The sequence below is a fragment of the Marivivens donghaensis genome, from assembly GCF_011806565.1.
Taxonomy (GTDB): Bacteria; Pseudomonadota; Alphaproteobacteria; order Rhodobacterales; family Rhodobacteraceae; genus Marivivens; species Marivivens donghaensis_A.
Window position 1 is genome coordinate 109,588 of sequence record NZ_JAATOP010000004.1, and the last position, 23,660, is coordinate 133,247.

Annotated in this window: 25 protein-coding genes; 11 read left to right on the forward strand and 14 right to left on the reverse strand. The window is 61.2% G+C overall.

Annotated features, from left to right (window positions below; all coding sequences use genetic code 11):
- Nucleotides 1-78 precede the first annotated feature (78 nt).
- Genes HCZ30_RS07435 through HCZ30_RS07445 form a run of 3 tightly spaced genes read right to left on the reverse strand, consistent with a single transcriptional unit; the run spans nucleotide 79 to nucleotide 4,076 of the window.
- On the reverse strand, nucleotides 79-2,247 hold the full coding sequence (locus HCZ30_RS07435) for an RNA degradosome polyphosphate kinase (protein ID WP_167637649.1): 2,169 nt from the start codon (nucleotides 2,245-2,247) through the stop codon (nucleotides 79-81).
- Nucleotides 2,248-2,289: 42 nt separating this feature from the next.
- Nucleotides 2,290-2,958, reverse strand: a complete 669-nt coding sequence (locus tag HCZ30_RS07440) for a DnaA ATPase domain-containing protein (protein ID WP_167637650.1) — start codon at nucleotides 2,956-2,958, stop codon at nucleotides 2,290-2,292.
- A 2-nt stretch (nucleotides 2,959-2,960) separates the two neighbouring features.
- The gene (locus HCZ30_RS07445) at nucleotides 2,961-4,076 is read right to left on the reverse strand and encodes an AI-2E family transporter (RefSeq protein WP_246212671.1); all 1,116 of its coding nucleotides are present in this window, start codon (nucleotides 4,074-4,076) and stop codon (nucleotides 2,961-2,963) included.
- 176 nt (nucleotides 4,077-4,252) lie between these two features.
- Here HCZ30_RS07445 and proS point away from each other — a divergent pair, with 176 nt between their 5' ends.
- The 3 genes from proS (at nucleotide 4,253) to HCZ30_RS07460 (ending at nucleotide 7,762) form a co-directional block, all read left to right on the forward strand.
- A complete protein-coding gene (gene proS / locus HCZ30_RS07450) occupies nucleotides 4,253-5,608 on the forward strand; it encodes a proline--tRNA ligase (RefSeq protein WP_167637651.1) in 1,356 nt (451 codons plus the stop codon).
- A gap of 167 nt (nucleotides 5,609-5,775) precedes the next feature.
- On the forward strand, nucleotides 5,776-7,080 hold the full coding sequence (locus HCZ30_RS07455) for a lipoprotein-releasing ABC transporter permease subunit (protein ID WP_167637652.1): 1,305 nt from the start codon (nucleotides 5,776-5,778) through the stop codon (nucleotides 7,078-7,080).
- Entirely contained in the window at nucleotides 7,073-7,762 is a 690-nt protein-coding gene (locus HCZ30_RS07460; protein WP_167637653.1) for an ABC transporter ATP-binding protein, read from the forward strand. Before HCZ30_RS07455 ends, HCZ30_RS07460 begins: the two co-directional genes overlap by 8 nt.
- Here the strand turns inward: HCZ30_RS07460 and HCZ30_RS07465 are convergent.
- Nucleotides 7,740-8,174, reverse strand: a complete 435-nt coding sequence (locus HCZ30_RS07465) for a DMT family transporter (RefSeq protein ID WP_167637654.1) — start codon at nucleotides 8,172-8,174, stop codon at nucleotides 7,740-7,742. The two genes, HCZ30_RS07460 and HCZ30_RS07465, sit on opposite strands and share 23 nt — an antisense overlap.
- 89 nt (nucleotides 8,175-8,263) lie before the next feature.
- On the opposite strand from HCZ30_RS07465, the gene HCZ30_RS07470 reads away from it, so the two are divergent.
- Nucleotides 8,264-8,635: a c-type cytochrome gene (locus tag HCZ30_RS07470; protein WP_167637655.1), complete on the forward strand. Its 372-nt coding sequence runs from the start codon at nucleotides 8,264-8,266 to the stop codon at nucleotides 8,633-8,635.
- Here the strand turns inward: HCZ30_RS07470 and HCZ30_RS07475 are convergent, their stop codons facing one another.
- Complete coding sequence (locus tag HCZ30_RS07475; protein ID WP_167637656.1) at nucleotides 8,636-9,316, reverse strand: hypothetical protein; 681 nt, start codon at nucleotides 9,314-9,316, stop codon at nucleotides 8,636-8,638.
- Nucleotides 9,317-9,381: 65 nt separating this feature from the next.
- On the reverse strand, nucleotides 9,382-11,340 hold the full coding sequence (parE, locus tag HCZ30_RS07480; RefSeq protein ID WP_167637657.1) for a DNA topoisomerase IV subunit B: 1,959 nt from the start codon (nucleotides 11,338-11,340) through the stop codon (nucleotides 9,382-9,384).
- 143 nt (nucleotides 11,341-11,483) lie between these two features.
- Here parE and HCZ30_RS07485 point away from each other — a divergent pair, with 143 nt between their 5' ends.
- Together HCZ30_RS07485 and HCZ30_RS07490 are read left to right on the forward strand one after the other, a co-directional pair.
- Nucleotides 11,484-11,972: a DUF2867 domain-containing protein gene (locus HCZ30_RS07485; RefSeq protein ID WP_246212673.1), complete on the forward strand. Its 489-nt coding sequence runs from the start codon at nucleotides 11,484-11,486 to the stop codon at nucleotides 11,970-11,972.
- Nucleotides 11,973-12,028: 56 nt separating this feature from the next.
- On the forward strand, nucleotides 12,029-12,904 hold the full coding sequence (locus tag HCZ30_RS07490; protein ID WP_167637658.1) for an NAD-dependent epimerase/dehydratase family protein: 876 nt from the start codon (nucleotides 12,029-12,031) through the stop codon (nucleotides 12,902-12,904).
- Nucleotides 12,905-12,960: 56 nt separating this feature from the next.
- Here the strand turns inward: HCZ30_RS07490 and HCZ30_RS07495 are convergent, their stop codons facing one another.
- Both HCZ30_RS07495 and HCZ30_RS07500 read right to left on the reverse strand, forming a co-directional pair.
- Nucleotides 12,961-13,854 carry a LysR substrate-binding domain-containing protein gene (locus HCZ30_RS07495; RefSeq protein WP_167637659.1) on the reverse strand — a complete coding sequence of 298 codons (894 nt, stop codon included), beginning with the start codon at nucleotides 13,852-13,854 and terminating at the stop codon, nucleotides 12,961-12,963.
- On the reverse strand, nucleotides 13,851-14,489 hold the full coding sequence (locus HCZ30_RS07500) for a TIGR02453 family protein (protein WP_167637660.1): 639 nt from the start codon (nucleotides 14,487-14,489) through the stop codon (nucleotides 13,851-13,853). The genes HCZ30_RS07495 and HCZ30_RS07500 overlap by 4 nt, the downstream gene beginning before the upstream one ends.
- A gap of 87 nt (nucleotides 14,490-14,576) precedes the next feature.
- Here HCZ30_RS07500 and HCZ30_RS07505 point away from each other — a divergent pair, with 87 nt between their 5' ends.
- Nucleotides 14,577-15,953, forward strand: coding sequence for an MATE family efflux transporter (locus HCZ30_RS07505; protein ID WP_167637661.1), 1,377 nt, complete (start codon nucleotides 14,577-14,579; stop codon nucleotides 15,951-15,953).
- On the opposite strand, the gene HCZ30_RS07510 is transcribed toward HCZ30_RS07505, so the two are convergent.
- The gene (locus HCZ30_RS07510) at nucleotides 15,950-16,339 is read right to left on the reverse strand and encodes a hypothetical protein (protein ID WP_167637662.1); all 390 of its coding nucleotides are present in this window, start codon (nucleotides 16,337-16,339) and stop codon (nucleotides 15,950-15,952) included. The genes HCZ30_RS07505 and HCZ30_RS07510 overlap by 4 nt on opposite strands.
- An 89-nt stretch (nucleotides 16,340-16,428) precedes the next feature.
- A complete protein-coding gene (locus HCZ30_RS07515) occupies nucleotides 16,429-17,631 on the reverse strand; it encodes a pyridoxal phosphate-dependent aminotransferase (RefSeq protein ID WP_167637663.1) in 1,203 nt (400 codons plus the stop codon).
- Nucleotides 17,632-17,710: 79 nt separating this feature from the next.
- On the opposite strand from HCZ30_RS07515, the gene HCZ30_RS07520 reads away from it, so the two are divergent.
- From HCZ30_RS07520 to HCZ30_RS07530, 3 genes are all read left to right on the forward strand, one after another.
- Nucleotides 17,711-18,118 (forward strand): helix-turn-helix domain-containing protein, encoded by a 408-nt coding sequence (locus HCZ30_RS07520; protein ID WP_167637664.1) that lies wholly within the window; start codon nucleotides 17,711-17,713, stop codon nucleotides 18,116-18,118.
- Nucleotides 18,115-18,390, forward strand: a complete 276-nt coding sequence (locus HCZ30_RS07525; RefSeq protein ID WP_167637665.1) for a succinate dehydrogenase assembly factor 2 — start codon at nucleotides 18,115-18,117, stop codon at nucleotides 18,388-18,390. Before HCZ30_RS07520 ends, HCZ30_RS07525 begins: the two co-directional genes overlap by 4 nt.
- A gap of 90 nt (nucleotides 18,391-18,480) precedes the next feature.
- Entirely contained in the window at nucleotides 18,481-19,002 is a 522-nt protein-coding gene (locus HCZ30_RS07530; protein ID WP_167637666.1) for a MarR family winged helix-turn-helix transcriptional regulator, read from the forward strand.
- Here HCZ30_RS07530 and HCZ30_RS07535 read toward each other — a convergent pair.
- The 4 genes from HCZ30_RS07535 to HCZ30_RS07550 are packed head-to-tail and all read right to left on the reverse strand — an operon-like array spanning nucleotide 18,996 to nucleotide 22,500.
- Entirely contained in the window at nucleotides 18,996-19,676 is a 681-nt protein-coding gene (locus HCZ30_RS07535) for a DUF1194 domain-containing protein (protein WP_167637667.1), read from the reverse strand. The genes HCZ30_RS07530 and HCZ30_RS07535 overlap by 7 nt on opposite strands.
- Nucleotides 19,660-20,088, reverse strand: a complete 429-nt coding sequence (locus HCZ30_RS07540) for a VOC family protein (protein ID WP_167637668.1) — start codon at nucleotides 20,086-20,088, stop codon at nucleotides 19,660-19,662. The genes HCZ30_RS07535 and HCZ30_RS07540 overlap by 17 nt, the downstream gene beginning before the upstream one ends.
- A gap of 56 nt (nucleotides 20,089-20,144) precedes the next feature.
- Nucleotides 20,145-21,488: a tetratricopeptide repeat protein gene (locus HCZ30_RS07545; protein WP_167637669.1), complete on the reverse strand. Its 1,344-nt coding sequence runs from the start codon at nucleotides 21,486-21,488 to the stop codon at nucleotides 20,145-20,147.
- On the reverse strand, nucleotides 21,478-22,500 hold the full coding sequence (locus HCZ30_RS07550; protein WP_167637670.1) for a hypothetical protein: 1,023 nt from the start codon (nucleotides 22,498-22,500) through the stop codon (nucleotides 21,478-21,480). The genes HCZ30_RS07545 and HCZ30_RS07550 overlap by 11 nt, the downstream gene beginning before the upstream one ends.
- 214 nt (nucleotides 22,501-22,714) lie before the next feature.
- Between HCZ30_RS07550 and thyX the strand changes: the two genes are divergently transcribed.
- A complete protein-coding gene (gene thyX, locus HCZ30_RS07555) occupies nucleotides 22,715-23,623 on the forward strand; it encodes an FAD-dependent thymidylate synthase (RefSeq protein ID WP_167637671.1) in 909 nt (302 codons plus the stop codon).
- The last annotated feature ends 37 nt before the right edge of the window (nucleotides 23,624-23,660 follow it).

Here is a 23,660-nt window from a genome sequence, read left to right on the forward strand (position 1 = left end):
AGAACGGCAGTAAACCGTTCTCCCCTGACAATCCTTACACTATCGGAATTGTGTCGGACTACCCTTTAGGTCAAGGGGTTAGTCCTGAGTGTGGGCTAATTGCGGCACGTCCTTCGCGCCAGCAGAGCCGCGACCGGACAGCGACGGGTTCTCCATGAAGAACCTGTGGCAGTTGAACGCGAATTCGCCTTCGGGCACTTCGGCGCGGGTGAATTTCCCGTCCGGCCCCATGACCCAGCTTTGCGCGGTGTCGGCCATGTTGGCGGCCATGATCTGGCTGACGATCTGCGCTTTGACGGTCGGGTTCTTGATCTCCACCAGTGTTTCCACGCGGCGGTTGAGGTTCCGGCCCATCCAGTCGGCTGAGGAAATAAACACAGCGCAGTTCTTCGACGGCAGGCCGCTGCCGTTGCCGAAGCAGACGATGCGGCTGTGTTCGAGGAACCGTCCCACGATGGATTTGACGCGGATGTTCTCCGACAGTCCCTTGATCCCCGGACGCACACCGCAAATACCGCGCACGACGAGGCTGATCTTCACGCCCGCTTGCGAGGCTTCGTACAGTGCGTTGATGACGTCCTCTTCGATGAGGCTGTTCATCTTCGCCCAGATCGCCGCAGGCTTGCCCGCCTTCGCGAATTCGATCTCTCGCGCGATGTTGTCGAGCAGGCTCTGCTTCAAACCGATCGGCGAAATCGCGAGGTTTTCAAGGCCGACAGGCTGCACGTAACCCGACAGGTAGTTGAATACCTTCGTCGCGTCGCGGCCTAGTTGGGCATCGCAGGTAAAGAACGAAAGGTCGGTGTAAATCTTCGCGGTGATCGGGTGGTAGTTGCCCGTGCCGTAGTGCGTGTAGGTGACGAGCTGGTCACCCTCGCGGCGCACCACGGTGCTGATCTTGCAGTGGGTTTTGTACTGGGTGAAGCCGTAAACCACATGCGCGCCCGCGCGTTCCAGACGGCGCGACTGGCGGATGTTGGCGGCCTCGTCAAAGCGGGCTTTGAGTTCTACCAGCGCGGTCACCGACTTGCCGTCTTCCGCCGCCTCACACAGCGCCTCCACAATGGGGGAGCGCTTGGATGTCCGGTAGAGCGTCTGTTTGATCGCGACCACATCGGGGTCCGCCGCTGCCTGCTTGAGGAAGCGGACCACCATATCAAAAGTCTCGTAGGGGTGGTGCAGCAGCATGTCCTTCTGGCGGATCGCTGCGAACATATCGTCGTTGTGGTCCTTCACGCGCTCGGGGATGCGGGGCGTGTACGGCGGCCATAGCAGATCGGGGCGGCTGTCGAGCACCAGCTCTTTGAGGTCGGCCTTACCGATGAGGCCATCGACCTCGACGACCTCGTTATGGCTGACCATGAGTTCTTCCATGATCATGTCGCGCAGACCCTTCGGCGCACCCGCCGAAAGCTGGAGGCGCACAACCTCACCGCGGCGGCGACGCTTCAGCGCCACCTCGAATTCGCGCACGAGGTCTTCGGCTTCTTCCTCGACTTCAAGGTCGCTGTCACGCAGGACGCGCAGCGCACAGTCGCCTTGGATTTTGTAGCCGGGGAAGAGCTGCGTGATCTGGAGGAGCAGCAACTCCTCCAGCGGAAGGAACCGTTCGGAGTCGTTGCCGGGCAGGCGGATGAAACGCGGGATCTGGTTCGGAACGGGGAGCAGCGCACGCAAGCGGCGTTTGTCGGCAGTGCGTTCAAGCTCCAGCGCCAGCGCGAAACCGGTGTTCGGAATGAACGGGAAGGGGTGCGCGGGGTCGACGGCCATGGGCGACAGGATCGGAAACACCTGATTGAGGAACACGTCCTCAAGGAACTTCTGGTCCTCTTTCTTGGTCTCATCGCGGGTGAGGATGTGTATGCCTTCCTCGGCCAGTTCATCCTTGATCTGGTTGAGGCTCAGCTGCTGGCGGCCCATCAGGCTACGCGCATCGAGGTCGATCAGCGAAAGCTGCTCTGCGGGCGTGAGGCCATCCATCGACGGGGTCGTGTTGCCGACCATCGCCAGCTCGCGCAGACCCGCCACGCGGACGGTGTAGAATTCATCGAGGTTGGTTGCCGAAATCGATAGGAACCGCAGGCGCTCCAGCAGCGGCACCTTGGGGTTCTCGGCTTCTTCCAGAACGCGCCAGTTGAAGGCCAGCCACGAAAGCTCGCGGTTGAAATAACGCGAAGGCCCTTCGAGATCGACGGAGGACTCGATGGCTTCGGGGAAAGGAGAATTCAGGAAATCGGCAAGGGTCATGTGCTGCTTCTGCTGTATGAATGCAACGTAATCATGACATTATCACTCGCTATCGTCCTTGATGTCCAGCAAGCGGCGGGCCAGCGGGATGTTCAGCCGCGCCCCGTTATAAAGCGCCTCCGAATCCATCCTGTTGACGATGTCCGAGGCCGCCGCAAACGACCGTTCGATATGTGACGCGATATAGGTGATCACGTGGGGTTTGGGCATGAGCTGGCGGTCGGCGAACTGCTTCATCAGGACCGCCGCGAGAAGACGATCATCGGGATCGTCGATCTGCACGGTCGAAGTCGCCTGCATACGGCTCGCCAGATCGGGCAGGTCGATCGGCCAGCGACCGGGGGCCAGCGATGATGTCAGCAGAAGCGGCAGACGGCGCTGTTTCATGTGGTTGTGGATGTGGAACAGCGCCTCTTCGCCATCGGGCGTGATGCGTTCGGCGTCTTCGATCACTACAGGAAAATTCGGCAGCGGCATGTCGCTGTCCAGCGCATCGGCCGAGAAAACGAGCGCATCGCGCTGGTGCTGGAACACGCGGGCGAGGTGGCTTTTCCCGCTCCCCGGAGGGCCGATGATCGCAAGTTTGCTCTCGATCCAGCTTTCGGGGGCCATGATCATCACGTACGCCTTCGCATTGGCCACGGAGACGAAAAAGTCATCCGGCCCCAGCGAGACGTTGGCGGGTAGATCAAAGGCGAGTTGCTGCTTCATTCTTATTCTTGGTCGGTGTGACCTTTGTAGAGTCGGCCATCCTTGTAGCTCTCTACCGCATGACGCGCGATGACGCCAATACATGCGGCCACAGGAACTGCGACCAACATACCCACAAATCCGAACATCGTGCCGAAGACCGACAGCGCAAAGATCAGCCACACAGGGTGTAGGCCGACCGAGCTGCCCACCAGTTTGGGCGTCAGGAAATTCCCTTCGAGGAACTGACCGAGCGCGAAGATGCCTGCGACCATGCCGATGCGGAACCAGTCGGTGCCTTGGCGAACCATTTCGCCGTCGACCTCCAGCGGGCCCCAGAACTGGAACAGCGCAAGACCGATGGACAGGGCACCGCCAACCAGCGCGCCGACATACGGAATAAAGGTCAGCAGACCCGCAACGGCACCGGCGATCAGTCCGAACTGAAGTCCCACTGCCATCAGGCTCACCGCGTAGAAAATACCGAGGATCAGGCACACCAGACCCTGACCGCGAATGAACGACGCCAGCGTGCGGTCGATGTCGCGTGCGATCTGGCGGATGCGGGACACGTGATCGCGGGGCAGTAGCTCGTCCACCTTCGCGGTCATGTTGTCCCAATCATAAAGCAGATAGACAGCCACGACCGGCACGACGACTAGCAGGACCATCACGTTGATCAGGCTCATCGCGGAGGTCAGGATCGTGTTCAGCAGATCGCCGCCCTTCGCCTGCACGACATCGGCGGCGCGGCGCAGTTGGTCGGCGACGTTGATGTTGTTTTCGGCGAGGATCGGCACATTCCGCGCCAGCCATTCATCGAGGCGCGCAACGGCCTCTGGCGTCTTTTCGACCGAGTTGCCGATAAAGGTGAACAGCGATCCCGTTTGCTGCACCAGCACCGGAATAATCAGAAGCACCAGCAGCACGAAGATCACCGTCGCGACGATGGCGATCACCGCCACGGACATCGCGCGGCTCAGGCCCAGACGCTCCAGCCTGTCCGCCAGCGGGTCCAGCACATAGGCAATCGCGCCGCCCAGAACGAACGGCAGGATCACGTTACCGAGGAAGTAGAGCGCAAGCACAAGCACGAGCGCCGCGATCCCCCAGTATTTCATCTGTTCTTTGACCGTCATGAGCGCCCGCCTTTCGTTACCCAGTAATTCCCCGTTCCGGCAGGTTTTTACAACCCTTTGCAACGGCTCGGCGACATTTGCGCGGGAATGCGAGGGCTTGCCGCAGGTTTCCATGCTTGCTTGCCCCTTCGCGCTTGCGTAAACCGCTTCCAAACTACTGTTTCAAAGGTCTGCCCATGCGTCTGAGCCGCTATTTTCTGCCCGTGCTGAAGGAAAACCCTGCCGAAGCGCAAATCGTATCGCACCGCCTCATGCTGCGTGCCGGTATGATCAAGCAGCAGTCGGCAGGCATCTATTCGTGGCTGCCGCTCGGCTTCAAAGTGCTGCGCAAGATCGAAAACATCGTCCACGACGAACAGATCCGCGCCGGTCACATCCCGATGCAGATGCCGACACTGCAATCCGCCGACCTCTGGCGCGAGTCGGGCCGCTATGACGCATACGGCCCCGAAATGCTGCGCATGAAGGACCGTCAGGACCGCGACATGCTCTTCTCGCCGACCGCCGAAGAGATGTTCACCGACGTGTTCCGCGCCAACATCAGCAGCTACAAAGACCTGCCGCTGACCCTCTACCAGATCCAGTGGAAATTCCGCGACGAGATGCGCCCGCGCTTCGGCGTCATGCGTGGCCGCGAATTCTACATGAAGGACGGCTATAACTTCGACCTCACCAAAGAGGACGCGCTGCACGCCTACAACCGTCACCTCGTCAGCTACCTGCGCACCTACGAGCGCATGGGTCTGCAAGCGATCCCGATGCGCGCCGACTCCGGCCCGATCGGCGGCGATGACACCCACGAGTTCCTCGTTCTGGCGGAAACCGGCGAGTCGGAAGTGTTCTATGACGCGCAGATCACCGATCTGACCTTCGGCGACCGCGAAATCGACTACGATAACCGCGAACAGTGCCAAGCCGTTCTGGAAGAGTTCACCAGCCGCTACGCCCGCACCGACGAGACCCACGACGAAGCCATCTTCAACGAGGTTCCCGAGGAGCGCCGCCGCGTTGCCCGCGGTATCGAGGTCGGCCAGATCTTCTACTTCGGCACCAAGTATTCCGAAGCCATGGGCGCCACCGTCGCTGACGCCGAAGGCAACAAGGTTCCGGTCCACATGGGCTCGCACGGTATCGGCGTCTCGCGTCTTCTGGGTGCGATTATCGAAGCCAGCCACGACGACAAGGGCATCATCTGGCCCGAAGGCGTCACCCCGTTCCACGTCGGTATCGTCAACCTCAAGCAGGGCGACGATGAGGCGGATGCCGCTTGCGAGAGCCTTTACAAAGAGCTGACCGCAGCCGGTCTCGACCCGCTCTATGACGACCGCAACGAACGCGCCGGCGGCAAGTTTGCGACCATGGACCTCATCGGTCTGCCGTGGCGCATCACCGTCGGCCCGCGCGGGCTCAAGAACGGTGTGGTCGAAGTCACGTCCCGCCGCACCGGCGAGAGCGAAGAGATGGCACCGGCAGATGCCGTCCAGCGCATCAAGGACATTTACGCCAAGCATCCGGACCCGAAAGGCGTCTGATTTACGAGCGCCGCCCCTCGGGGCGGCGTTTTTCATGGGGCGCTGCCCCCTCTGGCCCTGACGGGCCATTCACCCCCCGGGATATTTGCGGCACAAAGGCAGGGGCGGCGGCGCTTGACCTGCCTGTGCTTGCCTCTAAGTTGCCAGCGATACCCGAAGGAGGCTTTATGGCCGGACAGTCGCGGGCGCGCACCACGCCGCCGTTTTCCCGTTTTGAATGGCTGATCGCCTGGCGCTACATCCGCGCTCGCCGTGCCGAGGGCGGGGTGAGTGTGATGACATGGATTTCGCTGGTAGGCATCGCGCTAGCCGTGTTCGCGCTGGTCACCACGCTGTCGATCCGTTCGGGCTTCCGCACCGATTTCGTGAACACGATACTTGGGGCCAATGCCCATGTGACGGTGTATCAGGCCGGCACCGTGGACGAGGCGGGCAATGTGAGCCGCGTGATCGAAGGCGGCGGCGAGGATATGGCTGCCGCGATCCGCGAGGTGGACGGTGTCACCCGTGCAGCCCCCATCGTCAAAGGGCAGGTCATGGCGAACTTCCGTCAGGCCAACGCGGGCGTCGAGGTGTTCGGCATTTCCGAGGCCGATCTAAACTCTATCCCGCTCATTGCTAATCCCGAAGAAGCCTTTGGTGATATTGCCGATTTCGAGCAGGGCATTGCCATCGGTTCGGGCGTGGCGAGAGAGTTGGGGCTGGCGATTGGCGACAAGATCAAGCTGATCTCTCCAAACGGGACCCGCACCGCGTTCGGCACCAGCCCGCGTGTGTCGACCTATGATGTGGTCTACGTCTTTACAGCTGGCCGCTGGGATATCGACCGGACGCGGGTTTACCTGCCGCTTGAGGCCGCACAGCTGTTCTTTAACAAGGACGGCGTCGTGGACGAGATCGAGGTCATGGTCGAAGACCCAGACAATGTGGACGAGCTGCTTGGCCCGATCACGCAGGCGGCAGGGGATCGGTCGCTCGTATGGACGTGGAAGGATAGCTCCGGCGCTTATCTGCGGGCGCTGACGGTCGAGGACAATGTGATGTTCGTGCTCCTGTCGATCCTCGTTCTGATCGCCTCGCTCAACATCATCTCCGGCCTCATCATGCTGGTGAAAAACAAGGGCGGCGATATCGGCATTCTGCGGACGATGGGCCTCAGTGAAGGGTCGATCCTGCGCGTGTTCTTCATTTGCGGGGCAGGGATCGGCACTGTCGGCACGCTTGCGGGGGTGATCCTCGGGGTGCTGTTCACGGTCTACATCGACCCGATTTTCAGCCTTGTGAACTATGTCTCCGGTGGCGGGGTCTGGGATCCGTCGATCCGCGGGCTCTACCATCTGCCGGCCGAGCTGCGCATGTCGAACATCCTGTCGGCGATGCTGCTGTCGCTGGGTCTGTCGTGGACCGTCACCATCGTGCCCGCCCGCCGCGCGGCCCGTATGAACCCTGTGGAGGCGCTGCGCTATGAATGACATTCTGAACCTGACCGGCGTCACCAAGGGCTACAACCACGGCAAGCCGAACGAAGTGCAGGTGCTGCGCGGCATCGACCTCACCATCGGGGCAGGGGAGGTCGTCGCCCTCGTTGCGCCGTCGGGTGCGGGCAAGTCGACGCTGCTGCATATCGCGGGCCTGCTGGATACGCCTGACAACGGCACCGTCAGCATCGCGGGAGAGGACGTCACGGGCCTGCCCGACCGTCGCCGCACCGCGATCCGCCGCGCCGATGTGGGCTTCGTCTACCAGTTCCATCATCTGCTGCCCGAGTTCACTGCGCTCGAGAATATCGTCCTGCCGCAACTCGCAAACGGCGTTCCGCAGCGCGAGGCTGAAACCCGCGCCAAAGACCTTCTGGCCCGCGTGGGTGTGGCCGACCGCGCCAGCCACCGTCCTTCCGCACTGTCGGGCGGTCAGCAGCAGCGCGTGGCCTTCTGCCGTGCGCTTGCCAACGGGCCGCGCCTCCTCCTTGCGGACGAGCCGACGGGCAATCTCGATACGGTGACTTCGGATCAGGTGTTCGATGCACTGATGGAGCTCGTGCGCGCCACGGGCATGTCCGCGCTCATCGCGACGCACAACCTCGAACTGGCTGCGCGAATGGACCGCACGGTGCGGCTCGACGCGGGGCTGGTTACGCCCGCTGTGCCAGCGTAAGGCCCAGCACCATCAACGCCAGACCGCCCGCGCGCATCAGGTTCAGCGGGCGGACCTGCGCGCCGAACAGGCCGAAATGGTCGATCACCGCCGCCGAGGCCATCTGCCCCAGAAGCACCAGAAAGATCGCGTTGCCCACGCCGATCTTGGGCGCGATCCACGTCACCGACAGCACGTAGAAGGCCACGAACAGCCCCGCCGCAAAGAGGTGCTTGGGCGCGGACGCCAGTTTGCCGAAGCCTTCGGTTCCCGTGACCAATGCCGTGATCAGTGCCACGCAGAACGCCACCACGAACAACACCGTAGCCGCAGCGGCGGGCGATCCGATGTGGCGGCCAAGCGCCGCATTCAGCGCCGCAAGCAGAGGTATGCCGATACCGGCCAGAAACATGATGAGATAATTGCCGGCCATGGGGTCCTCCGCCTTTGAGGTGAGATAATCATATGGACGCGGGCCGCGCAAAGGGGGATGATAGGGCAAAAGTCACGAGGTCAGCAGTCATGTTCCGCACCATCCCCTTCGCCGCGCTTATCGCCCTGTCCGCTTGCAATATGACCCAAGAGGTCGACGGCAGCGAACTCTTTGCCGCCAACTGTTCGGGCTGTCACGGCACCGACGGGAAGGGCAACGCCGAGATGGCCGTCGCACTCGGCCGCGATATCCCCGACCTCACGCAGATCGCCGCCCGTAACGGAGGCACCTTCGACCACGACGCCGTCATGAGCCAGATCGACGGCCTCCACCGCAAGGAAGGCAGCCCGATGCCCGAATTCGGAGACGACGACCTCGGCCCCATCGTCATGGTCGGCTCCACGCCCATTCCGGCTGAACTGCTGGCCCTGTCAGGGTATCTGGAGAGTATTCAGGAGTGATTATTCGGGAAGATTTTTACATGCAGTCAAGTTAGTCGATGTTGGAATCGTAGCGTCGCTGTTAGCTGCCATGGCAGTAAGCAAGTCTGCTACGAGAATTTGCATTAGTCGGAAGCGGTCATCGTTTATCTCGCTGTAGTCAGTTGGAGCTGCAAAAGAATTGTCGACATGAATTCGGTCTCTGATTTGCCCGAGTTCATTGTCGATCCGGTCGCCGCCGGCTTCCGGTTTGGTAAGGCTTGGATCAATTTTTTTTATCCCCTTTTTCCAAACGCCTTTCCCTGCCTTGTCGAAGTTGAAATATTGGCCCCGATTTCCCTCATGTAGAATTTGGGCGTGCTTCATTATCCCGATGCCTTCAAAAACACCGATAGCAAGCATCGAAAATTCCAACTTTGCAATTGCTCGGTAGGTCAATGCTAATTCATGATCGTCTAAGTGATTGGTAAGTAGCGAGGTTTTGAGTTCCAGCGAGCATAGCCTGTGCGCGACATTTGAGAAGGTTCTGTTGAACCTCTTAAATGGCCAGTTGCCGCCATTACAATCGAAAGCTGCATGGAGAAATCCGCTCCAAGCCGTCTTTGTGGACACACAAACTTGCATAGCGTTATAGCCATTATTGTCGTCCGCCAATGAGGCGATGATCAAACGTTGATGTCCGTGTCTTGTAGGTACTGTCATAGGTGCGCCTGCAATGCCAATGCTATCGTCAGGGTACCTAATATATTTAGTTTGCAACCTAAAGTTTAAACATCCAACTCTTCAACAAATTTAGCGTTCTCCTGAATGTACTGGAAACGCATCTCGGGCTTTTTGCCCATAAGGCGCTCGACGAGGTCTCCGGTTTCGCCAGGTTCGTCCTCGTCGATGGTGACGCGGATGAGTTTGCGGGAGGCGGGGTCCATCGTGGTGTCTTTGAGGTCCTTGGCGTCCATTTCGCCCAGACCCTTGAAGCGCTGCACGTCAATCTTGCCTTTGCCGCCGAGGCCCTTGGCCAGCCACTCGTCCTTCTCCGCGTCATTGGACACATAGAGGCGCTTGGCCCCTTGGGTCAGACGGTAGAGCGGCGGGCAGGCGAGGTAGAGGTGCCCTTGGTCGATCAGCGGGCGCATCTGGGTAAAGAAGAACGTCATCAGCAGCGCCGCGATGTGCGCACCGTCGACGTCCGCATCGGTCATGATGATGATCTTGTCGTAGCGCAGGTCATCCACGTTGAATTTGGTGCCGAGGCTCACGCCCAGCGCCTGTGACAGATCGCTGATTTCCTGGTTCGAGCTGAGCTTGTTCGACGCCGCACCCAGCACGTTCAGGATCTTACCGCGCAGCGGCAGCAGCGCTTGTGTCTTGCGGTCGCGGGCCATCTTGGCCGAACCGCCCGCCGAGTCGCCCTCGACGATAAACAGCTCGGTGCCCTCGCGGCTCGTGGCCGAACAGTCGACCAGCTTGCCGGGGAGGCGGAGTTTCTTGGTCGCGGTCTTGCGTGCGGTTTCCTTTTCCTGCTTGCGGCGCAGGCGCTCTTCGGCCCGCAGCACGAGGAAGTCGAGGATCGCGCCCGCCGACTTGGTGTCCGCCGCCAGCCAGTTGTCGAAGTGGTCACGCACGGACTGCTCGACCCATTTCGTGGCTTCTTCGGTGGAGAGGCGGTCCTTTGTCTGACCCACGAACGAAGGCTCGCGGATAAAGATCGACAGCAGCGCGCAGCCGCCCGTGAGCATGTCGTCACGGGTAATCAGCGCGGCCTTCTTGTTGTTGATCAGTTCGCCGTAGGCACGGATACCGCGCAGCAGGGCGGTCCAGAAGCCGCTTTCGTGGGTGCCGCCTTCGGGGGTCGGAACGGTGTTCGTGTAGGACTGGATGAAGCCGTCACGCGACGGGGTCCAGTTGATCGCCCATTCGACCGATCCCGGAATGCCGAACTTTTCCTCGAAACTGACTTTGCCGCTGAAGGGGCGCTCCGAATAGGTCGACATACCCGTGAGAACCTCGTTGAGGTAATCGGACAGGCCGTTGGGGAAGTGGAACGTGGCCTCCGTCGGGGTCTCGCCATCGTCGATCGCGGACTTCCAGCGGATTTCGACGCCCGAGAACAGATAGGCTTTGGAGCGCGCCATCTTGAACAGGCGCGAAGGCTTCAGCTTCAGCGAGCCGAAAATTTCCTCGTCGGGGTGGAAGGTCACGGTCGTGCCGCGGCGGTTCGGCGCCGCGCCGATCACCTGAATGGGGCCGAGCGGCTTACCGCGGCAGAAACGCTGCTCGTGCAGTTCCTTGTTGCGGGCCACCTGAACGATCAGAACGTCCGACAGCGCGTTCACAACCGAAGAGCCCACGCCGTTCAGACCGCCCGAGGTCGAATAGGCTTTGTTCGAGAATTTACCACCTGCGTGCAGAACGGTGAGGATGACCTCGAGCGCCGACTTGCCCGGAAACTTGGGGTGGGGGTCCACAGGCATGCCGCGCCCGTTATCGCGCACCGTGACCGAATAGTCGGCGTTCAGCTCGACCTCGATCCGGTTGGCATGTCCGGCCACCGCTTCGTCCATGGAGTTGTCGAGGATCTCGGCCACCATGTGGTGCAGCGCCCGTTCGTCGGTGCCGCCGATGTACATTCCCGGACGCTTGCGGACTGGCTCCAGCCCTTCAAGCACCTCGATGGAGGATGCATCGTAATCGGACGGCTCGGAGCCGGATAGAAGATCGTCGGACATGTGCACTGCTCTCTTTGTATTGTCATATTTTGGCCGAAGCCGCTGTAATCAGCAACCACAAGCGTTGCGTTATCCCCAACCTTGGCTTGCGGGACTCATTTCGTTGTGAGACGCTGCACTCATAAGCTGATTTGGTGTTAACGATGTCCCGTGGTGTTATGGTCCTCGACCGCCCTCCCGAGGGTGCGCGTATTCTGGCGACGAAAGAGCATCTGAATTACTTCGATGTGCGCGGCGTCCCCCTTCCCAGAGAGATGACAGCCTATGAGGCTTGGCAGGATATGCTCTCGCGCCCGCTTTTCGGGATGAAAACCGCGTTCTGGGTCCGCGACAGGATCAGCGCGCTCTTCGGTGTGCAAAAAATCGGCGGTTTCTCCAGCCAGTATCGCCATGCGCCGACCAAGGGCGATAGGCTCGATTTCTTCGTGGTGGAGGACATCGACAACGAGCGCCTGATCCTTGTGCAGCGCGACCGCCACCTCGATGTCATGACCGCCATCACCACCAGCGGCGGCATCATGGCGGTGACCTCCAGCGTCCTGACGCACAACCTATTCGGCAAACTCTACATGCTGCCCGTAGGCATCGCGCACCGCCATATCGTCAATTCGCTTCTGCGCAGGGTCGCCTGAGCCTTGCACTCGGCCCCGCGCTGGCTAACCTTCCTGCCAAGGCACAGGAGGACCCCATGCGCATTTTCATGACCGGCGGCAGCGGCAAAGCTGGCAAATACACCGTCGACCATCTGATCTCACTCGGCCACGAGGTCACCAACGCGGACCTCGTGCCGCTGGACCATCCCAAGGTCCGCAATCTCAAGGTCGATCTGACAGACGCAGGGCAGGTCTTGAACGCCCTCCACGCCTTCGCCGATTTCAGCGAACTGGAGCCCGGAACGGGCGTGCCGCAATATGACGCCATCGTCCACTTCGCCGCCGTGCCCCGCATCCTGCTGGTCCCCGATAACGAGACCTACAAGGACAACGTCCTGAGCACCTACAACGTGCTCGACGCCGCCGCGAAATACGGGATCAAAAAGGTGATCTTCGCCAGCTCCGAAACCACCTACGCGGTCTGCTTCTGGGACGGCCACAAACAGCCCGACTACATCCCCGTGGACGAAGAGCACCCGACAGTCCCGCAGGACAGCTACGCCATGTCCAAGGTCTTGAACGAGGCCACCGCCCGCAGCTTCCAAGCGCGCACCGGCGCCGATATCTACGGCCTGCGGATCAACAACGTGATCGAGCCGCACGAATACGCCGAAAACTTCCCCGCCTATGTCGAGGACGCCTCGCTCCGCCGCCGCAACATCTTCGCCTATATCGACGCACGCGATCTGGCGCATATGGTCGAATGCTGCCTGAACACCGACGGCCTCGGTTTTGAGGTCTTCAACGTCTCGAACGACGACAGCTCGGTCGGCATGCCCAGCGAAGAGGTGATCTCTACCTTCTACGAAGGCATCCCGCAAAAAGCCGAGATCACAGGCTTTGATACCTTCTACAGCAATGAAAAAGCCAAGCGGATGCTCGGCTTCTCGGCCCCCTCGCGCTGGCGCTGATCTTCATTCTGACGAAAATACCTTCGGGGGTGCGGGGGCAGACAGCCCCCGCGTCTTCAATCCGCTTCCCGCTCGCCAATCTTGCGGGCCATCTGCAAAATCGCCGTCATCACCGGCGTCTGCGGATCACGCGCGGCGGCGATCATCCCCAGCGTATGCCCCTTGCGCGGCTCGTCCAGCGGCACCCGCACGAGCGTCTTTCCCGCACTCAGGAACCCCGCCAGTCTGTGCGGCAGAATGGTAATCCAGTCGCCCGTTTCCACATGGGCGACCAGCACCACCGTTGAATTGCTCTCGATCGTCGGCTGCGGCACCACACCCGCTTCGGCGAGGTTCTGATTGATGATCCGGCGGTTCTGCATGTCCTGCGTCAGCAGGCACAAGGGCGCGCCCGCCAGTTCGTGCCAGCCGACGGAAGCGCGTTCTGCCATGGGCGAATTCGCGTTGCACACCACCGAATAGCGCTCGCGGTACATCGGCACGCTCGTAACTTTGCCGAGCGGCTCGTTGTCGAGGTACGTCACACCCCCGTCAATCTCGAGGTTTTCCAGCATCGTCAGGATCTCGGCCGAGGTCCGCGACAAGATCGTGAACCGCACGCCGGGGTGTTCCTTCGCAAAGGCCGAGGTCAGTTCAGCCACCATCGTAAGCGCCGTCGGCACCGCCGCCAGCCGCACGTTGCCCGAAAGGCCCTCGCGTACCGCCCGCATCTCGTCCTTCATCGTGCGCACATCGCCGACGATAGACCGCGCCCATTCCAGCACTCGCGCGCCCTCGGGCGTCAGCCCGCCATAACGCGATCCACGCCACACAAGCTGCACGCCAAGCTGCGACTCCAGTTGCTTGATCCCTGCTGAAAGGCTCGGCTGCGTGATGCCAAGGCTCTCCGCCGCGCGACCAAAGTGGCTTTCGCGGGCGAGGGCGATGAACATTTCCAGCTTGTCGATCACGCGCAGGCCACCGACAGCAGCACATCGGTCATCGGCTTGAAGGTCGCGAACTCCGCCATCAGCAGGTCCGCGATATCGTCCGTCGGCTCGATCTTCTTCGTCGCAATTGCCGACTTCATCCGCAGCATCCGGGCGTTTTCGTGGTCCTTGGGATAGCCGCGCGGAATACGCACCAGTTCGGGCTCGCGGAATACGTAGCCCTTGGCCTCGATGCCTTCCGCCGCGCGCATCATCCGTTTCGCGTCGAGGTCGCAGAATTTGCGCCAGTCATCCAGAACCTCTTTGCCCATCCCGAGCATCCCGCCGCCGCAGCGGATATAGTCGGGCTCGATCCCGAAGAAGAACGCCACAGGCTCGCGCCCCACGTTCACCTGCCAGAGCATGTGCATGTAGGGCTTATAGGGCGTCTTATCCTTCGAAAAACGGGTGTCGCGATAGGGGCGGAACAGCTTGGTGGTGACCTCTTCGTCCATCAGTTCGGCAAGCCGAGGCTGCACGTCCTCCAGCAGCTTTTTCGCCCCCGGTTTCAGGATGTTGTCATAGGTCGTGCGATTTTCTTCCCACCACGGCTTTTCATTGTTCGCCGCAAGGTTGCGGAAAAAAGTTTGTGCGGTATTGATGAACCCAGCGTCCACATCGGTCTCCGATTTAGCGATCCCCGCACAGTCCGGTCTGTTTTTGACTGTCTGGACGAAAATTTTAGTACAGCGTAAGGCTGCTTTATGAGTCGAATTGTTCCTTCTTGGCGAGATGATTTCAAGCCGCTGATCAGGCTGGGCCTGCCGCTTATCGGGACCTCCGTGATGGGGTTCCTGATGGTGATGATCGATTCCCTGATGCTGGGTTGGTACAACGTCACATCGCTGGCGGCCGCCTCCATCGCGGGGTCGTATTTCTTTATCCTGTTCACGCTCGGCGCGGGTGTCGGCTATGCCGTGATGCCCATCGTTGCCGCGGCCTCGGCCGTGCAGGACGAAGTCCGCGTGCGCCGCGTCACCCGCATGGCGTTCTGGTGGGCTCTGGTATTCTTCGCTCTGGCGTTCCCGCTGTTCTTCTACTCGGGCAAGATCCTGCTGCTGATGGGGCAGGAGGAGCAGATCGCGGCCGAGGGCCAGATGTACCTGCGCATCATGTGGATCACGCTGCTGCCCGCGATGCTGGCCAACGTGCTGCGCTCGTTCCTGTCCGCGCTCGACCGCACCGCCGTGCTGGTCTGGTCGACGATTGCGGCGGTCGCCCTGAACGGCGTTGTCAACTACCTGCTGATCTTCGGTAACTACGGTTTCCCCGAGCTGGGTATCCGCGGCGCGGCGATTGCCTCGTGCTCCGTCCAGACGCTGATGATGGTGATCATGGCGTTCTATGCCAACTGGCGCCTACCGGCCTACAGCCTCTACCAGCGTCTGTGGAAACCCGACCGCGAGGTGTTCTTTGAAATCGCCCGCCTCGGTTTCCCGATCGGTCTGACCTCCGTGGCCGAGGTCGGTCTGTTCTCCGCCGCTGCGGTCATGATGGGCTGGATTGGCGAGGTCGAACTGGCCGCCCACGGGATCGCCCTGCAACTGGCCGGTCTGACCTTCATGTTCCACATTGGCATGAGCCAGGCGGCCACCATCCGCTGCGGTGTCAAATACGCTCACAAGGACGAGGTCGGCCTGCGCCGCACCGCCTATGCCTCGCTCGCCATCGCGCTGGCCTTTGCCGTCGGCGTCGTGACCATGTTCCTGACCGTGCCGTCGCATCTGGTCGGTATCTTCATCGACCCAGCCGACCCGCGAGCCGATGCGGTGATCGCGTCCGGCGTCGCGCTGGTCTACCTCGCCGCGCTGTTCCAGTTCGTGGACGCGGGGCAGGTGACGGCCATCGGCGTGCTGCGCGGTGTGCAGGACACGAACGTGCCGATGTGGCTGGCGACCGTCAGCTACTGGATCATCGGTCTGCCCGCGAGCTACGTGATGGGCTTCATCTTCGGCTGGCAGCAGACGGGCATTTGGCTCGGCCTGACCGTCGGCCTCGGTGCGGCAGCCGTAACGCTCATGATCCGCTTCTGGACCAAATCCGTTAAAATCGGTGAAACCGTGGTGGCGGAGCCGGTTTAAAGCCGGTCCGCTTTCTTCCTGACAAGCACAGTGCGCAGGTCGTGCATCGCGAGCAGCAGCTCGTCGGTGAACTGTTCCAGCTGCTCCGGAGTCGCCTTCGACTGCGCCCACTGGGTCGTCAGGTTCAGGTGGTCGATGGCACGGTGGATGTCGTCGATATCCCGCTTGGCGAGCGTTTCCACCCGCGCGGCCATCCATTCCTTGATGGTCTTGAGGTCCGCCTCGCTCAGCTCGCGGTCACCCTGCGGCTTGATCTCGCCATTTTTGACGTTGATCACCGCGATCTGGTCCATCTCGATCCGGCGTTGGCGGTTCTGGGTGTCGACACGGAAAACGCTGGCACCGTTTTCGCGAACGCGGAAGTAATATTCTGGCAGTTCGGTCATACGCGTCCCTGAGGCTTTCCGTTTCTCCGCCCATACTTAACAGTCGCAGGGGCGGAGAAAAAGTCTTTCGATACGTGCAGTGCGCGGGGTCAGTTCAACTCTGCACAGAATGCCTGAATGCGGGTGCAGGCGTCCTTGAGAACCTCGTCCGCCGTGGCATAGCTGACGCGGAAGTTGGGCGACAGACCGAAGGCCGCGCCGAACACCACCGCCACGCCGTTCTCTTCCAAGAGAGCGGTCGCGAAGGCTTCGTCCGAGTCGATCAGCGTGCCGCCCTTGGACGTCTTGCCGATGCAGGCCGAGATATCAGGGTACACGTAGAACGCACCTTCGGGCACGGGGCAGGTGACGCCTTCGGCAGCGTTGAGCATACCCACGACCAGATCGCGGCGGCGCTGGAACACGGCCTTGTTGCCTTCGATAAAGTCCTGCGGCCCGTTCAGCGCCTCGACCGCTGCGGCCTGCGAGACCGAGGAGGGGTTCGACGTGGACTGCGACTGCACCTTGGCCATCGCCTTGATCAGTTGCACCGGACCCGCGCCATAGCCGATCCGCCAGCCGGTCATCGCATAGGCTTTGGACACGCCGTTTACGGTCAGCGTACGGTCATAAAGCTGCGGCTCGACCTCGGCGGGGGTGGCGAACACGAAGTCGTCGAACACGAGGTGCTCGTACATATCGTCGGTCATCACCCAGACCTGTGGATAGCGCATCAGCACATCAGTCAGCGCCTTCACCTCGTCGCGGGTATAGCCCGCGCCCGTAGGGTTCGACGGCGAGTTGAACAGGAACCACTTGGTATTCGGCGTGATCGCGGCTTCCAGCTGCTCTGGCGTCAGCTTGAAACGGTTCTCCAGCGTGGCCTCAACGACGAAAGGAGTGCCGCCAGCCAGCAGCACCATATCGGGATAGGACACCCAGTACGGCGCGGGGATGATCACCTCGTCACCGGGGTTCAGGGTCGCCATGAACGCGTTGTAAAGGATCTGCTTGCCGCCCGTGCCGACAGTCACCTGCGACGGCTCGTAGGTCAGGCCGTTCTCGCGCTTGAACTTGGCGCAGATCGCCTGTTTCAGCGCGGGGGTGCCGTCCACGGCGGTGTATTTCGTCTGGCCCGCGTTGATGGCGGCGATCGCAGCATCCTTGATGTTCTGCGGCGTATCGAAATCGGGCTCGCCTGCGGACAGGCCGATCACGTCGCGACCGGCGGCTTTGAGCTCCAGCGCCTTTGTGGTCATGGCGATGGTCGGCGACGGTTTTACGCGATCAAGCGTCTTGGAAAGCAAAGACATAAAGGCCCCTCCGGTGGTCATCTCGGGCTGGGCGGTTATAATGTCGCCCAGTAACCCGATCAAGCGGCAAGGAGCGCAGATGGAAAAGACGACTGAATGGTTCAGCGATGAACAGGCTACCTTCGGGGACCGCCTCGCTGGAGCACGTGAGGCCGCCGGCCTGACGCAAGAGGGACTATCCGAGAAGCTCGGTGTGGAACTCGAAACCGTGATCGAATGGGAAGACGACCTGCGCGAGCCGCGCGCCAACCGCGTTCAGACGCTGTCGGGTATGCTCGGCGTGTCGATCGGCTGGCTGCTGACCGGCGAAGGCGAAGGCATTTCCGAACCGTCCGACAACGACGAACTTGACGTGGCGCCGCAAGTGGCAGACATCCTCGGTGAAATCCGTGCCATGCGGGCACAGATGCGCCAGAATGTGGAGCAGCTCGGCAAGCTCGAGAAGAAACTGCGCCGCACCATGATCGAGGTTCAATCGACCGAATGACAGAGACCCGTGAAATCAGGATCAAACGTCTGAAAATGCGTTCCATGCGTCGCGGCATCAAGGAGATGGACCTCATCCTCTCCGATTATGCGGACCGCGAACTGGTGAACATGTCCGACGCCGAGCTCGACCTTTATGAGGTCATGCTTGAAGAAAGCGATCTGGAAATGTTCAAGTGGGTGAACGGTCAGGAACCGGCTCCCGAACGCTATTCGGCCCTGATTTCGCGTATCACGCAGGGCGCTCACGGGTTGACCGCCCCGCGTACCTAAGTTTTTCGGAAAAACTGCATTTCGTTTACGATATGTTCTTCTTTTGGTTCTTATTCTGTTCTCAGATAACCGAAAGAGGAGATGGCCAAGATGAGCCTCCATTCCGAACTCGGGGTCCAGAAGGATAATACCCTTACAAACGCGCAGAATGCGGTTTTCATGAACAATTACCTCGAGGCGCTGACGCTGGTCGAAAGGCTGCACCGTCTGCTCCTCGATGTGATCAAGGACGAATTCGAACGCCTCGGCATTATCGAGGTGAACCCCGTCCAAGCTTTGCTGCTTTTCAACGTCGGCACGAACGAAGTCACCGCCGGAGAGCTGAAATCCCGCGGCTATTACCAAGGCTCCAACGTCAGCTACAATCTCAAGAAGCTCGTAACGCTGGACTATATGCACCACAACAGATGCATGGTCGACCGCCGCGCGGTTCGGGTGAGCCTGACCGAAAAAGGCCGCCGCATCCACGAAATCGTTGCCAAGCTGTTCGAACGCCATTCGCAGGGTCTACAGGATCGCGGTGTCGTCAGCCTCGACGGGATGGAGCATATCACCGCTTCGCTGCGCCGCATCGAACGCTACTGGGGCGACCAGATCCGCTACATTTACTGAAGCGCGCCCAGCGCGAGGCTACGGACCTCGCGCAGCAACTTGCGCCGCATGGCTTTCTCGTAGTCTTCGAAACCGCTGGCGGTCTCCACAAACCGCTGCGGCCCGCGGATGACGTTTGTTTTCCAGTAACTGATGAGTGCGTCATCGTTATCCGCGCCCAGCACCACGAGCCCGTTCACGGTCATATCGAACCGTTCGGGAATATCCTGAGGGCGGGGGCCGTTATTGTTCTGCCCGTCGCCCGACAGATCGAGCGTGTGCCGCCAGCACTCGGGCTGCTGATCCATCAGCGCCTCGCCCGTGAGGATGGCGGCCCCGATGGCCGTGGTCACATCCGACGGTGCGGTGTTGGTGGCCTCCAGCGTCGCGGCAACGTCCGCGATGGCAGCGGCGGAATCCAGTGCGGTCCACGGCACAAGCAGCTTCACCGCTTCGGGGCCGCTCCACTGGTAAACCGCGAGCCTGATCGGCGCGATGGTGTCGGATAGAATCGCTTCGCTGACGTCCTGAGATGTCAGCGCGCCCGCAAGCCCGTCCAGTTGCAGGCGGTATTCGGACGGGTCCACAGACCCCGATACATCAAGACCGAGCGCCAGCGCTTGCCGGCACTCGGACAGGGCAGGGGACGCCGCGAATAGCGCGGCGACCAAGGTCAGCTTACCAGTGACCGACATTTTCCATGCTTGCCCACGGTTCTGACGGAGCCAGCGAGTCGCCCGCTTGCAGCAGCTCGATCGAGATATTGTCGGGCGAACGGACGAACGCCATGTGACCGTCGCGCGGCGGGCGGTTGATTGTGACACCGTTGTCCATCAGCAGCTGGCAGGTCTCGTAGATGTTGTCCACGCTGTAGGCGAGGTGGCCGAAATGGCGGCTGTCCGAGGGCAGCGCGTCATCGCCGTCCCAGTTATAGGTCAGTTCGACAGGGCACTCTTCCTGTCCTTCGGGAGCCATGAAAATAAGGCTGAAGCGGCCGCCTTCGTTGTCGATGCGGCGGGTCTCTTTCAGGCCGAGCAGTTTGAAAAAGTCCATTGTCTTTTCCAGATCCTTAACGCGGACCATGGTGTGCAGATAGCGAAGGGTCATTTGAAATTCCTTTCCTTTGCGAGTGGCAACCTAGCAGGCGATCCACCCTTTGCCAGTCAGAAAGAGGACTCGATCCCGACCCCGACGCTCAGCTCTTCGGACCGGTAAAGCGCGACGTTGCTGTCGTTCCGGCTGGCTTGCAGGTTCAGCACGGGATGGAAGCCGTAGAGGTCCAGCGCAGGCAACCCCGCCGAGACCGTCAGCGTATCGCGGCTGTCATCGCGGCCATCCGGCGCGAGGAAGTTCGCCCCGTAAGCCCGCCAGTCGTGCCGATAGCTGAACGCGACATCCATGCCTGCGACGGGCTCGCTCAGGTCGAATGCCAACCCGACTGCCTGCGCATCGACGCTGCGGGAGGCTGACGACGACACCGTGTCCTTCGCCTCCGCCCAGACGGTAAGGCGCCCCATGTCGGTGGGGTGGCGGAGCGCGGTGTGCAGGCTCCACGTCGCGGCGTCGATGTCGTCCGACATGTAGGTCGTCCAGTCGCGGCCCAGCTTGGCGGAGACCACGTTTTCGCCGATCCGCCAGCCGCGCGTCAGCGATACCGACTGGAAGCTGGTGAACGGATCGCCGCCGTAGGTCGAATAGACCAACTTGCCGCCCAGCGTGTAGTCGGCCTGGCCCAGCCGCCAGCTGTGGATCAGGCTGCCCGACACTTGGCGGTGCGCGTAATCGCTGCCCGATTTGCTCGGCGCTGCGGCCTGCGCTTCGTCCGAGAGGGCGACCGCCGTGCCGCCGAACGTCAGCTTTGCGGTCGTAGCGCTAGTGCGGTCCGCCTCCAGCCTGTAGCCCAAGCTGACCCGCGCCGAAGCGACCGTGCCTGAAAGCGCCTGCGCGTCCGCGCTCAGCGGCGCTTCAAACGGCATTCCGGGGATGGCGATGGAGCTTTCGGACGAGCCGTTGTTGACGTTGCTCGACGGGGAAATCGCGAGGTCCAGTTTCAGCGACAGCGGATTGCGCTGCCTTACAAAGCGGTAGTCCTCGGCCAGTTGATCGACCTTATTTTCAGGTGCCAAAGCCCGCGCACGCCGCAGCCAGAACTGCGCCCGCGTCGGATGATCCAGCCGCGCATGGGCGAGGGCGATTAGACGTGCGGCCTGAAACCGGACGTCGTCATTCTCGGACAGCCCGAAAGCGGTGGAGGCATGGTCCAGCGACACCGCGAAATCACCCATGGCCGATGCCGCCTCGGCCCGCAGCAGGTGGGCGGAAATGTCGTCCGGATCACGCGCCAGCAGCCCCTCTGCCAGCAGCGCCGTATCCTGCGGGTAGCCGTTCGCCAGCGCCTGCGCCGCCAGATCGCGGGCTTCCAGCGGCGAAAGCGTCTGCTCTGCCGCTGCCAATGGCGCCGCGAACGCAAGGAGCGCCGCTGCGGCAATCGCTGTCTTAGAAGTCACGGTAAACGATGAAACCGCCGGTTTCCTGCCAACCGATATCGAGGTTGCCCGAGTTCTCGACGACCAGCACGCCGACGATCTCGCCGCCGTCGTTCGGGTCGGTCGTGTCTCCCGCCATGATGGCGTAGTATGTGCCTTCCTCGTAGGTCTCGCCGTCGACGGCGTTGATCACGGTACCCATGACCTCGCCGTTGGAGTCCATGGTCACATCGGTTGCGATCACGCGGTAGAAGTCCGGCATCTCGATGTCGGTGACGATATCGCCGTTTTCGTCGAACGCTTCGCGGTTCGTCACGGTCAGACCCACCGTCGGGCCTTCACCAAAGCCTTCGAAGTCGATCGAGACCTGTGCATCGGCGCGGGTGTAGTTGATGCCGGTGGTACCGTCGAACACGCGCACGCCGCCGTAGTTACCGTTGAACACAGCCTGACCGTCAGTCGGGATGACCACTGCGCCTTCGCGTTGATAGACAAAGCCGCCGAAACCGTAGCCCATGTACCCGCCCGTCCGCACGATCGCGAACGAAGTCCGCGGGCGGTCGTTGGCGGTGTTCTGGGACATGCCGACCACAGCGCGATAGCGGCTGATCTGCGTCACGTCATCGCCGGTGATATCGTCGGTCACCGTGGTATCGGCCTCGTAGATGGCGTAGCCGCCGATCGTACCGATGGCGGTGTTGCGCTCGTAAATATCGTCGCCGTCAAAGGCGAGGCCGCGCACCGTCAGCTCGTCCTTATCAGCGTCATAGCTGAAGTTGCGGGCATGGCCGCCGGTGCCGCTTTCGCTGTCCTGCGCTTCATAGCGGAAAATGCGGTATTCGGCCGTCGGTTCTTCGGTGCCCGGGGGCAGGGAGGTGCCGTCGGTCTCGAGCCCGCCTTCTTCCTCGGTTTCTTCGACGACCTCTTCAACGGGTTCTTCTACGACTTCTTCTTCAACCTCGAACAAGGGCTGACCGCCCCCACATGCAGAGAGGAGCGCAAGAAATGCGCAAGTCGTGAGAAAGCGGGACATGGCCGGACCTGTATGTTTTTGTTTGGCTGCTCTTTTCCAAGACAATCATCGTGGAACGTCAGTTCTGTCAACCGTAACGGATAGCGTTGTTATCTGATTGTATCAAAGCAGCCACGCGAAAGGGGTATCTGGCTAATTGCCGCGAAGGGCCCGAAGACAGTTGTCGCCCTTCGCCTTTGAAGGTTAAAAAGCCTGCGAAGCCAGAGGAGTCATCATGCCCATTACGCCCGAACAGGAAGCCGAAGTCGCCGAACTGCGCGCCGAAACCCGTCAGACGCTCCGCGCCGTGTCGGAGGGCATGGAAAAGCACCTCTACACCATCAAGCCGGTGCTCGATCACGGTTTCATCCGCGTCGTTGACTACATGGGCGACGATGCCGCGATCTGTCAGGCGGCCCGCGTGTCCTATGGCCGTGGCACCAAGTCGGTGAAAAACGACGAGGGCCTGATCCGCTACCTGATGCGTCACTGGCACTCCAGCCCGTTCGAGATGTGCGAGATCAAACTCCACGTCAAACTGCCCGTTTTCGTGGCCCGCCAGTGGATCCGTCACCGCACCGCGAACGTGAATGAATACTCGGGCCGTTACTCGATCCTCGACCGTGAGTTCTACATCCCGCAGCCCGAAGTGCTCGCCGCGCAGTCGGTCGTGAACAATCAGGGCCGCGGTGAAGTGCTGCAAGGCGAAGAGGCAGAGCGCGTGCTCGAATACCTCAAGGCCGACGCCGCCCGCGCCTACGACCACTACGAAGAGATGATCAGTCAGAACGGCCAGCAGGGCCTCGCCCGCGAACTGGCCCGCATGAACCTGCCCGCGAACATCTATACCCAGTGGTACTGGAAGGTGGACCTGCACAACCTGCTGCACTTCCTGCGCCTGCGCGCAGACAGCCACGCCCAGTACGAAATCCGCGTCTATGCCGAAGAGCTGTGCAAAGTGGTCGCCGACTGGGTGCCCGCAGCTTATGGCGCGTTCGAAGACTACCGCATGGGCGGCGCGACCCTGTCCGAAAAGGCGCTGGGCTGCATTCGTGCGATGCTGAAAGGCGAAGAGGTCACGCAGGAAACCAGCGGCATGTCCGTCGGCGAATGGCGTGAGTTCCAGCAAGTGCTGGAAGGCTGATTTTTGCGACGCTGCTGCCGGTCCTTTCAGATCGGCA

Excerpts from the sequence above, each read along its gene's own strand:
- HCZ30_RS07445 (WP_246212671.1), bottom strand. The coding sequence starts at position 4,076 with ATGACGGTCAAAGAACAGATGAAATACTGGGGGATCGCGGCGCTCGTG.
- HCZ30_RS07455 (WP_167637652.1), top strand. The coding sequence starts at position 5,776 with ATGGCCGGACAGTCGCGGGCGCGCACCACGCCGCCGTTTTCCCGTTTT.
- HCZ30_RS07540 (WP_167637668.1), bottom strand. The coding sequence starts at position 20,088 with ATGACCCTTCGCTATCTGCACACCATGGTCCGCGTTAAGGATCTGGAA.
- HCZ30_RS07550 (WP_167637670.1), bottom strand. The coding sequence starts at position 22,500 with ATGTCCCGCTTTCTCACGACTTGCGCATTTCTTGCGCTCCTCTCTGCA.
- HCZ30_RS07440 (WP_167637650.1), bottom strand. The coding sequence starts at position 2,958 with ATGAAGCAGCAACTCGCCTTTGATCTACCCGCCAACGTCTCGCTGGGG.
- HCZ30_RS07460 (WP_167637653.1), top strand. The coding sequence starts at position 7,073 with ATGAATGACATTCTGAACCTGACCGGCGTCACCAAGGGCTACAACCAC.
- HCZ30_RS07465 (WP_167637654.1), bottom strand. The coding sequence starts at position 8,174 with ATGGCCGGCAATTATCTCATCATGTTTCTGGCCGGTATCGGCATACCT.
- HCZ30_RS07520 (WP_167637664.1), top strand. The coding sequence starts at position 17,711 with ATGGAAAAGACGACTGAATGGTTCAGCGATGAACAGGCTACCTTCGGG.
- HCZ30_RS07485 (WP_246212673.1), top strand. The coding sequence starts at position 11,484 with ATGTCCCGTGGTGTTATGGTCCTCGACCGCCCTCCCGAGGGTGCGCGT.
- parE (WP_167637657.1), bottom strand. The coding sequence starts at position 11,340 with ATGTCCGACGATCTTCTATCCGGCTCCGAGCCGTCCGATTACGATGCA.
- proS (WP_167637651.1), top strand. The coding sequence starts at position 4,253 with ATGCGTCTGAGCCGCTATTTTCTGCCCGTGCTGAAGGAAAACCCTGCC.
- thyX (WP_167637671.1), top strand. The coding sequence starts at position 22,715 with ATGCCCATTACGCCCGAACAGGAAGCCGAAGTCGCCGAACTGCGCGCC.
- HCZ30_RS07525 (WP_167637665.1), top strand. The coding sequence starts at position 18,115 with ATGACAGAGACCCGTGAAATCAGGATCAAACGTCTGAAAATGCGTTCC.
- HCZ30_RS07470 (WP_167637655.1), top strand. The coding sequence starts at position 8,264 with ATGTTCCGCACCATCCCCTTCGCCGCGCTTATCGCCCTGTCCGCTTGC.
- HCZ30_RS07435 (WP_167637649.1), bottom strand. The coding sequence starts at position 2,247 with ATGACCCTTGCCGATTTCCTGAATTCTCCTTTCCCCGAAGCCATCGAG.
- HCZ30_RS07475 (WP_167637656.1), bottom strand. The coding sequence starts at position 9,316 with ATGACAGTACCTACAAGACACGGACATCAACGTTTGATCATCGCCTCA.
- HCZ30_RS07515 (WP_167637663.1), bottom strand. The coding sequence starts at position 17,631 with ATGTCTTTGCTTTCCAAGACGCTTGATCGCGTAAAACCGTCGCCGACC.
- HCZ30_RS07490 (WP_167637658.1), top strand. The coding sequence starts at position 12,029 with ATGCGCATTTTCATGACCGGCGGCAGCGGCAAAGCTGGCAAATACACC.
- HCZ30_RS07535 (WP_167637667.1), bottom strand. The coding sequence starts at position 19,676 with ATGTCGGTCACTGGTAAGCTGACCTTGGTCGCCGCGCTATTCGCGGCG.
- HCZ30_RS07510 (WP_167637662.1), bottom strand. The coding sequence starts at position 16,339 with ATGACCGAACTGCCAGAATATTACTTCCGCGTTCGCGAAAACGGTGCC.
- HCZ30_RS07530 (WP_167637666.1), top strand. The coding sequence starts at position 18,481 with ATGAGCCTCCATTCCGAACTCGGGGTCCAGAAGGATAATACCCTTACA.
- HCZ30_RS07505 (WP_167637661.1), top strand. The coding sequence starts at position 14,577 with ATGAGTCGAATTGTTCCTTCTTGGCGAGATGATTTCAAGCCGCTGATC.